At 71.1% G+C, this 13,344-nt stretch carries 10 protein-coding genes; 2 read left to right on the top strand and 8 right to left on the bottom strand.

Features of this window, described 5'->3' with window-relative positions; genetic code table 11:
• Nucleotides 1–52: 52 nt before the first annotated feature.
• The 5 genes from AX737_RS36970 to AX737_RS36990 form a co-directional block, all read right to left on the bottom strand.
• Entirely contained in the window at nt 53–574 is a 522-nt protein-coding gene (locus AX737_RS36970; protein ID WP_066920367.1) for a hypothetical protein, read from the bottom strand.
• A 540-nt stretch (nt 575–1,114) separates the two neighbouring features.
• Nucleotides 1,115–2,407: a hypothetical protein gene (locus AX737_RS36975; protein WP_066920369.1), complete on the bottom strand. Its 1,293-nt coding sequence runs from the start codon at nt 2,405–2,407 to the stop codon at nt 1,115–1,117.
• A 1,282-nt stretch (nt 2,408–3,689) separates the two neighbouring features.
• On the bottom strand, nt 3,690–4,424 hold the full coding sequence (locus tag AX737_RS36980) for a hypothetical protein (protein WP_156453581.1): 735 nt from the start codon (nt 4,422–4,424) through the stop codon (nt 3,690–3,692).
• 99 nt (nt 4,425–4,523) lie between these two features.
• Nucleotides 4,524–4,691 (bottom strand): hypothetical protein, encoded by a 168-nt coding sequence (locus tag AX737_RS36985; RefSeq protein ID WP_156453582.1) that lies wholly within the window; start codon nt 4,689–4,691, stop codon nt 4,524–4,526.
• A 586-nt stretch (nt 4,692–5,277) separates the two neighbouring features.
• Nucleotides 5,278–5,727, bottom strand: coding sequence for a hypothetical protein (locus tag AX737_RS36990; protein WP_066920372.1), 450 nt, complete (start codon nt 5,725–5,727; stop codon nt 5,278–5,280).
• Between the two features lie 725 nt (nt 5,728–6,452).
• Between AX737_RS36990 and AX737_RS36995 the strand changes: the two genes are divergently transcribed.
• On the top strand, nt 6,453–9,098 hold the full coding sequence (locus AX737_RS36995; protein WP_066920374.1) for an EAL domain-containing protein: 2,646 nt from the start codon (nt 6,453–6,455) through the stop codon (nt 9,096–9,098).
• 1,020 nt (nt 9,099–10,118) lie between these two features.
• Here AX737_RS36995 and AX737_RS37000 read toward each other — a convergent pair.
• The 3 genes from AX737_RS37000 to AX737_RS37010 form a co-directional block, all read right to left on the bottom strand.
• Complete coding sequence (locus tag AX737_RS37000) at nt 10,119–10,952, bottom strand: hypothetical protein (RefSeq protein WP_066920378.1); 834 nt, start codon at nt 10,950–10,952, stop codon at nt 10,119–10,121.
• Between the two features lie 13 nt (nt 10,953–10,965).
• Complete coding sequence (locus tag AX737_RS37005) at nt 10,966–12,333, bottom strand: hypothetical protein (RefSeq protein ID WP_066920380.1); 1,368 nt, start codon at nt 12,331–12,333, stop codon at nt 10,966–10,968.
• A 298-nt stretch (nt 12,334–12,631) separates the two neighbouring features.
• The gene (locus tag AX737_RS37010) at nt 12,632–12,934 is read right to left on the bottom strand and encodes a metal-sensitive transcriptional regulator (RefSeq protein WP_066920382.1); all 303 of its coding nucleotides are present in this window, start codon (nt 12,932–12,934) and stop codon (nt 12,632–12,634) included.
• 160 nt (nt 12,935–13,094) lie between these two features.
• Here AX737_RS37010 and AX737_RS37015 point away from each other — a divergent pair.
• On the top strand, nt 13,095–13,344 hold a 250-nt coding region (locus AX737_RS37015; RefSeq protein WP_066920384.1), incomplete at its 3' end, for a four-helix bundle copper-binding protein.

Genomic DNA, 13,344 nt, shown 5'->3' with positions numbered 1-13,344 from the left:
CTGGCGGGCCGGGCGAGGGGGCACGAGCGGGCCCGGCGCGCCGCCGCGGCCCTCACGCCGGTTCCGGGCGCTCCTGTGGCTCGCGATCCGGGCCTTCCGCACCCGGCGCCGTCACGGCTACGGCGACCGCAGCACCGACGATGGCGCCTCCCAGGGCCGCCGCGGCCAATGCCGCAGGTGCCGGCGGCCGACCCTTGAGCGCCTCGGCCAGGACGGCCTCCGCTTCGGCCTCGCTCTCACGCACAGCGAGCATCAGCTTGGGACCGAACTTGAGGACCGATCCGGCGCCCTCGTGGTGGATGGCGGGGCTCGGCGGCTCCACCTCGCGGACCCGTTCCGCGCTGACCATCATCTCGATGGCGCCCTCGGGAGGGGTCAGCCGAGCCATGGCAGCCCCGGCTGCGGCGAACTTCGCGGCCAGGGAAGCCACCGTTTCCACGGAGTAGATCCGGTCACCCGTGATGCGGAGCATCACCGCATCCTTGAACTCGTGGTCAAAAGCCTGACGCATCCACAGGAGCTCGTCCGGAGCGATATACTCGACGTCGCCACCCGGCATCCTGACGATCACCATGTCGGCTCCCCCTGTCATCTAAGCTCGACAACAACATGAGTTCGAGCTTGGTGTCCATAAGGCGCTGCGTGCTTTCACCGGCTGCCGGACCGTCGGTCGCGGGAACCTTGGCCGTTTCCAATGCCCGCGCGGCCGGGCGACATCCCGAGGCCTCGCCACCGGCAACGCGAGCGGCCGTGGAGCATGCCCGCGGCCGTTCCATCCGCGTCCGATCCCGGCACGCGCCCGGCCATGGTAGGTGCGGCCCGAGGAACATGGCGCCGCCGTGCCGCCTCGCGTCGCTTCAAGAGGACAGGGGGAACCGGAGAGTGCCCGCTCGATCCCTCCTACGATACTGTGCGGCCCGAGGCTTCCGTCGCCACGTGCCGAGCCGGCAGGGCGGCTGCCGACCGGTGCCGGCGCGCCCCGAAGGCGCCCCGGTTCATCATCGAACCCGGACCGGCGACGTCGGCCCGGGGCTTGCGCCGCTCGCGCTATGTGGGGCCGGCGCCCGCGACATCGGCCGGCCCTCCCTTCAACCCGCGCCCGGCAGAACGCCGTTCAGGGCAAGGGGCCTGTTCCTGGATCGGGCGCGGCCGACCGCGTCATGAAGAACCGCTCCTTTCCCTCCGCCCACGCGAAGCCGACGCGCGCCAGTTCGGAGACCGGTGGTCCACCGTCGTCGGCGGCGAACCGCAGGGTCACGCCCTCGGCGTCGGCGGCCCGGACGAGCCAGTCCGCGAAATCCGCCGGAAGCTGGCCACCGGCGCGGCAAGCGATCACGAGCTGGTCCTCCGCGTAGGCATCGAGCACGAAGCCGTCGCCGCCGTCCCGTTCCAGGATGCGGCGCATCAGGCGGAAGGAGGAGGTGTCGAGTTCCGGCGGCACATGGGCGTCTAGACACGCGTCCACCTCGGCCCAGGCGGGCCGGTCGGCCCGGTGGCCGGGCCCGACGAGATCCTCTGCCCTGTGCTGCATCGAGCCGAGCTGAAGGTCGAAGCAGGTGGCGACCGCAAACCGGATCCCGTGTCGCGCCAGGATAGCCCGAGCCCGCCCGGACAGGTCGCCGCTGCGTTCGACGGCGACCTCCATGACCTCCAGCCCGGGATGGCGCCGCAGCACGGTTTCCAGCGCCTCCCCCAAGCCGCCCCAGATATCGCCCTGCAGCCCTTCGAGCAGGCGACGACGCCAGGGCGGCCCCTCCAAGCCCCGCTTCCTCGGTCCCCCGACCGGGGGCGACCGCAGAACCGGCGCGGCCCGGGCGAACGACGCGCTTCGGACCGCTCCTAGCTCCGCCTCGAAGATGGCGTCCGCGAGGCGCACCACGAGGGGCGCGAGCGCCTTCCGCGCCGCCTTGCGGAACTCATGCGCGACCGACCGCACCTGACGGGCAAGCGTGTCGTCGCGTGCCCCCGAATCGTACCCGACCGCTCGCGAGCGGCCCGCCCCCTGGGCGAAGGTCCGGGCTTCGAGGGCCTCGACCGCGCGCATCAGGATCGGGAGCGCCTCAAGGAAGCGGACGGCACCGTCGAGGTGATCCCGCGCCGTGGTGTGCTCCGGGACCTCGCCCGCGATCTGTCCGACAGCCGCGAGGAGGCCGGAGACGTCCCGCGGGTCCCGCAGTTGCGGCAAGGCGGAGAAGGCGGCGCGATGGAGTGGGTTGCGCGACCTGGCGAGCGGCATGACGACCCCGTCGAGCCACGTCTGCCTGAGGTGCTTGCGCAAGCCGACGTCCAGGCCGTGCAGCTTGGACCGCAGGATGCCTCCCGCTTGGCTGGCAGTGAGAAGGTTGTCCAGCAACACGTTCAGGATCATGCTCGATTCGGGCGCGCAAACCGCGAAGACGGCCCGCATCGCCCGACGGATTTCCTCCTCCGAGACGGGCGGGATGCCGGCGGTAGAAGCGTCGGACGCGTTGAAGGCACACGGAACTTGGCCGGAAGTGGGCATGCGGGCACCGGAGAGTTGGGACGGAGCCGCCCCGCCGCGGATCAGGCACCCTCGCGGGGCCCGCCGGGACCGCCGCTCGCGAGTGGCGCGGGCCCGAATCGGCAGAGTGCTGCTCCGCCCGGGAGCACGCGTTGATCGTCCGGGCGGTCGTGAAAGGGACAAGCTGCGACCCGCCCCCGATCCTCGGCCGCAAGCGGGGACATCCGTGTGCCAAGCAAGGCCTGGCCCGCGCGGTCACAGGATTGCGTGGCTCTCAGGCCGAGCGCTGGTCTCGCCTAACTCCGGGGAGGGCGGTGACGCGGACGGGGAGTTGAGCGGGGTCTGGACCTTCCGCGTGTTTCACAACCGCTCGGAACCCCTGACCGGGATCGGGGATCTGCTCGCGGGGAAGGGCGCGCTCACGGTCGAGCATGCTGCGGCACCTGGCGCGTTGCCAGCTTGTCGCTCGGCACCTGCGGGGCCCTGATCGAGTCCCTCGTCCTTAACGCCATGCACATGCGGTGGAGCTTGGTACCGCGCGATCCCGCGAGCGGAGAGCCCACCTTCCTCGGGCGTCTCGACCACGAGACCGGCGGCGAGTGGCTGCTTCCCCCTTCGACTTCCCGGGCGAGTTCTGCTCCTCCCATGTCCAATTCGGTGCCCTGGCGGCTTCCCGACCGAGTCGACCAGCGCATCGGCGGCTGGCTCGGCGCCCACGAGGCCCTCCAATCCGAGGAGGTGGCGGCCGCGGAGGTCGGGGGGCATGGTTCGCCGATGGCGCCGGGTCAGGAACCGTGGCCCGGGCCGCCGGGTGCCCGAGGCGGGCACGTGCGTCTCGACGAGGAGGGGTGCGCCGGGCGCTCCGCACCATCCGACCGGCCGGAGGGCGAGGGTGAGCCCGGCGGGGCCGCGGTCGTGCCGGGTTCGATCGGTGCATCGCTGCCGCGGCGCGGGGGCGGCGACGCTCGTGCCCACCATCGCGCGACCCTGGCCCCCCGCCTTGACGCCTTCTCAAGGCGCTTGCCGGTTGCGCCCGGCGAGCGGCTTGGCTTCCGACGGACCCCGCCACTCGGCGAGGGAATGCCGCGGCCCGGTGTCCGCTGGGGCCGCGAAGCAGGGACATCGGCCCCTGGATTGGGCGCGCCTCGCCCTCCGGGTCGGACGTCAGGGCCCGGCGGGCGACGGCGGGCCCATGGCCCTGCCAGGCCTAGCGGCGGCTTGCCGCCATCCGGCCGACCATGTTCCGGCCGGCCTTGCCCCGCAACGCCCAGGCATGAGCCCGCGACGCTGCCGGCGGGCCGGCGGGCGGGACGGTCCGCATCGGATCCACGTCACGGCTGCGCGGGGACGCGTAGCACGCGGAGATCCAGGCATGCACCGCGCCGACGAGCGCCGCCATGGTCACGGCGCTTCGCCCTTGACCGTCCCGACAGGCCCCGGACCGGCCCAACAGGGCGTTGAGGTGCGCGTGTCCCGGAAGTGCACGTGCGGGCCGGTGCAGGACCTGGATCCCCATCCGCCACGCGGCCTCGTGGAAGCCCGTGTCATGGTACCCGACGGCGTGGTCCACCACGATGACTTCCGGCACGCCCAGGCACGGCCAGGCCGCACCGAGCCCGCCCGCCGTGCCCGAGCCGTCACCGAACAGCCTGAGGACATCGACCGGTCTGCGCCGCTCCGCGTCGAGGGCGGCGGCGACGACTAGGCCCGTGCCCTCGTCGCGGCCCAGCGTCATGTGGACGACGTCGAGGCCGAGGTCCGCGACGCGAACGGCGAGGGCTGCCTGGCTGATGCCTACGCACGCCAGCGCACGCGGGGAGGGGACGTTGACGGGCCTGTACCGGTCGTGCGCGTCCGGCGGCACCTGGCGGCACGATGCTGCCCGGGCGGGATCATCGAGGGCGGGAGGGGAGGCGTTCGTTTCCTGGTCACGGGTCTTCATCACGGAACTCCGGCATGACGGCCGCGGGGCGGCCCGTCGCTGGACAGGGGACTCCCCCGGCCTGGGCCGGGGGAGGGGAGCGAACCGCGGTGCGGACGCTCAGCGGTCGGCATCGTCCCCGTCGGAGGGGCCCCGCCCGTCGATGTCGGCGGCCCGGCGGCCCAGGGCGCGCGCGATGTCGCCGTCCCACCGGTCGAAGTCGGGGTCGAGGAAGGCAGCGGAGACGGGGTCGTCGTCGGTGAGGCCACCGAAATCCAGGTCGTCCATGGGTCTTGTCCTCTCGCAGGCGAAGGGACCGGGCCCGCGCCCCTCGGGGGCGGGTCCTCGGCGATGGTCGCCAACGGGATCCAGGACGAACGCAACGAGACGCTTGCGCAGGCGCGCATGTGCGGCTAGTGTACGCCCGTCGATCCGAGCGGCCTGGCAGCCTCTCGGAGAAACCCGTTGGCCTTGGCTGGCCAATCCCGAGCCTTTGGGCGCGGGATGCCTGACACTCGCGGCAGCTGCGACACTGAGAGGCGAGTTCAGGGTAAAGCGCGCGGCCCATGGGCCGCGCGTTTCTTTTTGCTCGTCCGAGACTTGAGGTCCCGGGTCAGCCCGACCCAAGGGCGGGCCACGAGCCCGTGCCCGCCCGACCGGCCGGTCAGCCGCCGGAGCATGCGGGCGAGAGGTCAACGCCCGCTTGAGGTGACTGGCCGCCATGCACGCCTCCATCATCCAAGTCGAATAGTACCATGTTCCGGCAAGTTTTTACACCTGCGGTGTAGCTTGCCTGGACTGACTTTTCCCGGTTGGTTAAGGTTCAGGCACCCGCCCGCCCCGACTTCTCCGGCCGCCGTCATCTGGTGCCTACTTACGCCGGAGGCAGCGCGTACCACCGGCGAGCAAGCTCATCGTGGCGGACCAGGCCCAGGCGCTTCAAACGCGTCTTCGCCTTCTCGGAAGCGTCCTTGCTCATCTTGGCGTCTCGGACGGCATCGTTCAGCTCGGTCCCGGACAGGCCGGCCTCTCCAGCCCGCTCCAGCGCCTCCACGATCACCGTGGCCGCACGACCTAGGACCACGGAAGGCGCCCCCGTCCGCACGGGCTTCGCCGGAGTAGGGGGCGAGGTCGGCGTCACGGGCGAGGGCATCGGGACAGGCTCCGTCCCCGCCTTTGCCAACAGCTCCTCCATGCGCTCCTTCTGAAGGTAGAGGACCGCCAGACGCGACGCGGTCGAGCGCAGGAACCTGTTCTGCTCCTCGACGACCTTATCGATCTCCTCCTCGATGCGCCTGACGGCGGAGCGAAGGTCGTTGAACATGGTGTGCTCCCCTGGCCTGAAGCCGCGCAGCCCTGGGCGAAGCTGCAGGCCAGGGCATCCATGGCCATGGCCATAGCTACGGCACCCGGCGTCGGACGGCAAGCATTTCGGACCATGGCCCGCTAGCGAATGGCGGTAAGGTTAAACAAGCCTTTCACCGGATGCGTATCGCCCTCTAGAGCCATCTCGGCCGCGCCTCGGCGCGCCACCCGGATGGACACCGGGCCGGACGCGGTCGCCCGTTCCGACGCGACGCCGCTGGAGCCCAGGGCCAGGTGCCGGTGCGGAGCCTCCCCCGCGGCAGCGCTCGCTCGCGGTCATTGCGCCGAACACGGCCATGGCGCCGTCGGGAACCGGCGCCGATGCAGCTCGGCCCTGGTGTAAACCGGCCATGGCCAGGCCCCCGCTGGACCATGCGTGGGTCAGCCGGCCGAGGCCGCGCGGCTCAGACAGCGGCCCCCGCAAGTCGCGTGTCGCGACCGTTTCAAGGGAAGGCCGGCCAGGGGGCGCGGCATGCCGCGCGAGCCCACCGCCCCGGCCCACAAGACGCCGGCGCCCTGTCCATGGCCAGTCTAGCGAGGCGGCCGGGCCAGAATGCCTGCCCAGAACCCCCCGTAGGTATGCCTTAACGGTTGACGCCGATACGTTCGCTTGAACGGCGGCGCAGCGAGCCGCCCGCCCCTCCCGATGAAGGCCGGTCGAACGGCCGGGCACTGGACGAGCGCATGATCCCGCCTGCCGATCACGAGGCCGAACGCCTGACGGCCCTGCGCAGCCTCGGCATCCTCGGTTCGCCGCCCGATCCCGATCTCGACGCCATCTGCCGCCTCGCCGCCGAGATGCTCGGCACGCCGACCGTGGCCGTCTCCCTCGTCGACGCGGAACGGCAGTGGTTCGTGGCGGGCGTCGGGACCTTCGCGGTCAGCACAGCCCGGAATGCCGCCTTCTGCAACCACGCCATCCGGTCAGACGACATCCTCGTGGTCGAGGATGCCGGCCTGGACCCGCGCTTCGCGGGCAACCCGCTCGTCACCGGCGCGCCCGGCATCCGGTTCTACGCCGGCGCGCCCCTCAGCCTGAAGCACGGCCTGCGGCTCGGCACCCTCTGCCTCATCGACACGCAGCCGCGGGCGCTGGATGATGCGCGGAGGCGCCGGCTCCGCGACTTCGCCGCCCTCGCCGTCTCGCACCTTCGCCTGCAGGAGACGAAGGTCGCCCTGCAGGCGCGCGAGAACGAACTGCACCGGGCAAACCGCGACCTCGGCCTGGCGGAGCGTTGGGCCAAGATCGGCCACTGGCGCATCGCGTTCCCCAGCGAGCGCATCACGTGGTCGGACGGGATGTACCCCATCTTCGGCCGTCCACCCGGGGCCGGGGCGCCGACGAAGCAAGCGGTGCTCGACACGTTCCATCCGGAGGACCGAGAAGATGTGCGCGTCCGCCTTGAGCGGACCGCCATGGGAGGTGAGGCCTACGAGCATCGTCCGCGCTTCGTTCGTACGGACGGCGAGATCCGCGTCGTGCTGGCCCACGCGGTCGCCGAGCGGGACGCCGCGGGCGAGGTCGTCGGGCTGTTCGGCGCCTGCATGGACGTGACCGACCTCGTCCGGGTCGAGGACGACCTGCGCGCGACCTCGGCGCTGCTCCGCGCAACCTTGGAGCACATGGACCAGGGCCTCCTTATGGTGGACGCCGCACGGCGTGTCCGCGTGCACAACCGGCGCGCGCTTGAGCTTCTCGACCTGCCGGGGGAGCTCCTGCGCGGCGAGCCGAGTTTCGAGGCGGTGCGGCGCCATCAGGTCGCCCGCGGCGAGACGGCGGACCCGGCCGAGGCGCTGCCTCCTTCGGGACGGGAGCAGGCGAGGGAGGCCGACAGCCGGATCCACGAGCGGGAGCGCCCGGAGGGGACCGTCCTTGAGGTCCGTACGGTGCCGCTCGAAGGCGGCGGGATGGTGCGCACCTACACGGACATCACCGCGCGTAAGCGGGCCGAGGCCCAGATCGCCCACATGGCGCACCACGACGCGCTGACCGGCCTCGCGAACCGGACCCGCTTCCGCGAGTGCCTCGACCGACGGCTCGCAGAGGTCGGCCACCACGACGCGACGTGCGCCGTGCTCTGCCTGGATCTCGACCGCTTCAAGGCGGTGAACGACACGCTCGGCCACCCGGCCGGCGACGCGCTGCTACGGTCCGTCGCTGCCCGGATGCGCGACCGCCTACGGGAGGGGGACGTCCTGGCGCGGCTCGGCGGGGACGAGTTCGCCGTGCTGACCGCTCCCGTCGCCAACCCGGGGCAGGGCGCCGCCGTGGCCGCGCGCCTGGTCGAGGCCCTTCAGGCGCCGTTCCGCATCGAGGGACACGAGATCACGGTCGGGGCCAGCATCGGGATCGCGCTCGCGCCAGAGCACGGCCGGGACGGCGACACGCTGTTCAAGAACGCCGACCTCGCGCTTTACGCGGCCAAGGACTCGGGCCGCGACGGGTACCGGTTCTATCACCCTGCGATGGGTCAGGCCGCGAGCGGCCGGCAGCGGCTGGAGCTCGACCTGCGCGGGGCGCTCGCGCGGGACCAGTTCGAGCTGCACTACCAGCCCGTGGTCGACGCGCGCTCGCTGGCGATCACCGGGTTCGAGGCGCTGATCCGCTGGACGCACCCGACCCGAGGCCGCGTCCCGCCGGACGCCTTCATACCGGTGGCCGAGGAAACGGGGCTCATCGTGCCGGTCGGCGAGTGGGTGCTCCGCAACGCCTGCGAGGAGGCGGCGCGATGGCCGGGAGACATGCGCCTGGCCGTCAACGTCTCGGCCGTCCAGCTGATGCGGCCCGGCCTGGTCGAGGGCGTCGTCGCGACGCTGGCCGCCACCGGCCTGCACGCCGGTCGCCTGGAGTTGGAGATCACCGAGACCGCGCTCCTGCGGGACAACCCCGCGGTCCTGGCCTGCCTGCACGAGTTGCGAGGCCTCGGCGTGCGCTTCGCGCTCGACGACTTCGGCACAGGATACTCTTCGCTGAGTTACCTGCGGAGGTTCCCGCTCGACCGGATCAAGATCGACCGCTCCTTCGTCGAGGCGGTGGACGATCCGGGCACGGCAGCCATCGTCGGGGCCATCGCCGGCCTAGGGGCCTCCCTCGGCGCTGCGGTCACGGCCGAGGGCGTCGAGACGGAGCGGCAGCTCCACGCGGTGCGGCTGTCCGGCTGCGGCGAGGCGCAGGGCTACCTGTTCGGCAAACCCCTGCCCGCGGCCGAGGCCGCCGCCTTCCTGCGCCGGAAGGCCGGGACGAAGGCCGCATTGCCCGGGCAGCCCTGGGACCGCTGCGGGCGGGGCAGGTCACGATGCGGACCGCCCTGGCCTGCGCGCCGCGGATGATCCGGCGGACGCCGCGCAGCTAGCTTGGCGGTAGGCGACACGGCCGCTTAAGATTCGTTGCGGTACGCTCGATTCGGCGAACGTCCGTCACGTTCGTCGCCGCCGTCGCAGGGTCGGATACCCGGCCGGCGCTTCGCGGTTACCAAGACAGCGGAGGCGGTCGGAGGCGCCCATGGAGGCTCGGCCGACCACGGCGCTCGACGAGACCTCGCCGGCGGACCTGTTCGCGGCCTCACCGGTCGCGGCCGGCCGCCCCCCCAGCACGTTCCGGCCAGGCTGAGCCGGCGGGCGTTCTCGGGAGCGGGTTCGTCGGACCCTGGATGCCTCTCGAAGTTTTAACGGCAGCCGGTCCACCCCTCGGCCCAGCCGCGACGCCTCCCGGCCAGCTACGACGCACTGCAGAGGTGCATGCGTAGATCCCTCACCGTGGTGACGGCGAACGCAAGACGCCGACCCGCTCGTCCGGTCGCGCGCGCCCGCACTCGTCCCGGACCCGCTTCTCGACCGCTCGGGCGCCGGGGCCACGTGTTCGACCTCTTGCCGCGCACGCGCGCCTCGCCGGCCTCCTGTGCCGCACGCGCGGACAAGGAGCCCCTCGAAGAACGCCGCGCATCCGTGGCACCCGGCGGCACCAGCACATGGACGCACCGCGACCGTGCAGCCGCCGCCCCGTCGCGCGTCGGCGCGGATTGCCCCAAATCCGACGACCGCCTTCGCCGGCGTAAGCCGGTCAACGCAGCGTTCCCAGGGTTTCGCGCGGGCCTTGGCCGCTCGCGTAGGGCTCCGTCGAGGCCGCGGAGGTTAGGATCTGCCTGCCGACGACGCCGCACGCCCCCGCGACGGCGATGGCCAACAGGATGCGCAGGAACGTCCTCCGCGCGGCCGCCAGGACGCCCGGCCGCACACGGCGCCTTCGCCCGGCGTTCCTGGATGTCCAGGCATGGCGTTCCGGGCCCATTCGAACTCTCCGATCTCGCGGTAAACCAGCCGAGGGCCGCGGGAGGCTGCGCGTCCGGCCTTTCAGCGGGGCGGGTCGAACGAGTACGGGAAGCTTAGCGAATGCTGCAGGCCGGCCGTGACGCGGAAGTCCTGCCGGCGGTCGCCGCCGAAGCCGACCCCGACACCCCCGGTCAAGACTGTCTGGGGCGTGACGATGTAGCGGGCGCCGATCTCAGCCAGGTTCACCGCGCGCCCCCTTTCGCGGTCGGTCTCGCGGAAGATGTCGGCGACCAGCACTACGTTGTTCGACACCGGCTGGCTGTAGCCCACCCCGACACGGTAGCGGTCGCGCCGCTCCGCCTCGCGCCCTGTGGTTGGGTCGTAGTTGTGGAACCATGACGCGTTGAAGTGAATCCGGCGCGGCACGTAGGAGTAGGGCGAAAGCCCCTCCGGGTCCGGCGTGCCGATGCTCTTGGTCGCCAGGAACTTGAGCTCGGTCTCGGTCCCGCCCGCCATGCGGCCGTAGGGGGTGTTGACGCCGAGCGCGACCGCCAGGGCCGGCAGGACGAGGTCTTCCTGGTTGAAGTTGTAGAAGCCTTGGGCCCGGAACGCTCCCTGGTCGGTGTCGCTCGCCGTGCCAACCCTGTAAGGCGCCTCGACAGATAACTGGAAGTTCTTGAAGGCCCCCCACTCCACGCGGGGCACGGCCATCAGGCTGCTGAGGCCACGCGGGTCGTTCCGGGTGCGGTTGTACTGGAAGTAGGACTGTACTTCGAGGCCGTTCTCCTTGATCGGGTAGGCGTCCTCGACGGTGATGGGCAGCCCCTCCTCCAGGTTGGTGTGATCCGCGGCGAGCGCCGGGCCGGCGGAGGCGACGAGGGCGGCCGCGAGGGCGGCGCGAACGATCTTCGGCATGGCGCGGGGCTCCTCAGCGCACGGCGACGCGGGCCGGGCCGAAGCTCGGCTCGACGCCCATGTCGATGGGGGCCACGTCCGGGATGCGGGCGGCCTTGGCCTTCCAGGCGGAGACCATGTGCTCGACCATCATGGCCGGGGTCTCCCCGGGCTCGGTCGAGCCCGGCATCATCCGCATGCCGGGGGCGACCTGCATCAAGGCGTCGTGGAGCGAGCCGGGAACCTCGCCGGGCTCGATTCCGAGCCGGCCGTTCATCATCATCTGCCGCATGACGGCGGCCTTCCGGTCCTTGGAGAGGCCGCCCGGATACATCATCGGCAGCATCTCCATGAGCATGTCCATCATGATCATGCCCATCGCGCCCTGGGGCGAGCGCACCCAAGCCGGGTAGGTGCGCGGATCGTAGCCCGGATGCGGCTCGCGGAACTTGCGCGCGTAAACCTCGTCGCCGGGCTGGTAGCCCATGGCCTCGATGACGCGGTACATCTCCGCCCGCTTCTCCTCGACCGACCAGCCCTTGTAGGCCAGGATCGAGTAGGCGATGCCGTGCAGCATGTGCAGGTTGTCGAAGATGTTTGCGCTCTCCGGGCTCATTCGAGAGTAGCGCGGCATGATCTCGCGCGAGAGCACCATTCGCTGCGGGCGGTCGTTAAGGATCTCGCGGTACATGGTCTCCTCGACGGCCTTGATCGCGACCTCCTGATCATGGTTACCCGAGATCATCTGGGCTTCGTAGACGGCCGGATGCCACCAGTGGGCGACGTAGAACAGGCTCTGGTCGAGCGGGTAGAAGTTCCGGAAGTGGTTCAGGTAGGGCTTCATCATGATGCCCGCGCGCCGCATCGTGAGTTCGAGCGGCGCCACGCTGCGGGGCACGCCCGGCGTCTGCATCTCAAGGTAGTAGCGGACCGTGCGGTCCGTCCAAACCTTCTTCTCGGCCCAAGGGATCTCACGGAACGACATCACGTCGTAGGTCTGCTCGTGATGCATGTGCGTCCAGTCGATCGTCCGGAACAGCGTGTGCATCGCCCGGTCGACGTAGCTTGAGTAGTACGGCATCTCCGGCTCGGTCGCCGGCGGATCGCGCAGCCACTCCTGGGCCTCCTTGTCGAAGCGGGCGTCGACGGCGGCGTGGTCCTCGAAGCGCGTCAACTGCAGCAAGTCGTGCTGCTTCGAGTGGAAGAAGTGCATCCCGGCGCCGATGCGGTACGCGCGGTTGTGCCGGTAGAAGAAGGCGAGGTTGTAAGGCCCCTTGAGGAAGCTCACCCCGTTGCGCTGTTCGAGCGCGAGGGCCCGGCCGACGCCCCGCGGCAGGGATGCCGCCGCGCCGAAGACCCCGGCGGCGCCGGTGAGAAGGGCTCGTCGCGACATACCGGCCATCGGCACCTCCGTTATACCCCTCATGGGTAAACGCGCCGACAATCGTTCGTCAAAGCCAGTCGCGAGTTAATCCGCGGCTCCCGGCCGGATCCGGCTGGATGTTGCCAAAGTGCGACAATCCGGGCGGCGGGGCAGGCTGCCCCGCCGCCATCGTCACGCCCCATGCCGGGCAACCTCCGCGATGGCCAGCCGGCAGAATGCAGCGCCGGACGGCAGCTACGGCGGCGCCATGGCGCGCCTCTTGCCCGGACTTCCAGGCGCGGGACCTTGAGCGGGCCTGGCGGGAATGCCGGAGGTGTCAGACGATGCGAGCGATGAGACCGCCGACCTCGTCGGCCAGGCGCTGCCGCTCGGTATCCGAGAGGTTCCCGGCCAGCGAGGATTGCACCAGCGCGTGCATGTGGTCGCGCACCATGTCCGACTGCACGCGCCTGAGCGCAGCGACCACCGCGTCGATCTGGTGCGCGACGTCGATGCAGTAGCGCCCGTTCTCGATCATTTGCTGCACGCCGCGCACCTGCCCCTCGATTCGACGGAGCCGCGGGATCTGCTGCCTATGGTCGACCGGGACGCCTCCATGGTCCTCTTCGGAACCTGCCATGCTGCCGTGTACCTCTGATGGTCGGGCGACCGCTGGCCCCGGGACCCGGAACAATACCCCGGTTGGGTATGTTGACATTCGCGACGCCCCGGCCTCGTCGGCCTCGGGGCTTCCCTTGATAGTAAGGCTTAGCATCCTCCCGAACAATGCGAGCGACGACATGCATCAGATGAGCCACGATATGCAGGCCTGCATCGACGAGTGCCTGCGCTGCTACCAGACCTGCCTCGGCATGGCCTCGAACCACTGCCTGCCCGCCGGCGGCAAGCACGTCGAGCCCGGGCACCTGCGCCTGATGCTTGCCTGCGCCGAGATCTGCCGGACTTCGGCGCACTTCATGCTGCTCGGCACGGAGCACCACAAGCATACCTGCGCCGAGTGCGCCGACGTCTGCGAGGACTGCGCCCGCA

The sequence above is a fragment of the Methylobacterium sp. CCH5-D2 genome (assembly GCF_001556475.1).
Lineage (GTDB): Bacteria > Pseudomonadota > Alphaproteobacteria > Rhizobiales > Beijerinckiaceae > Methylobacterium > Methylobacterium hispanicum.
The sequence above is the reverse complement of the archived record's forward strand: the minus strand, read 5'-3'. Positions and strand labels throughout refer to the sequence as shown.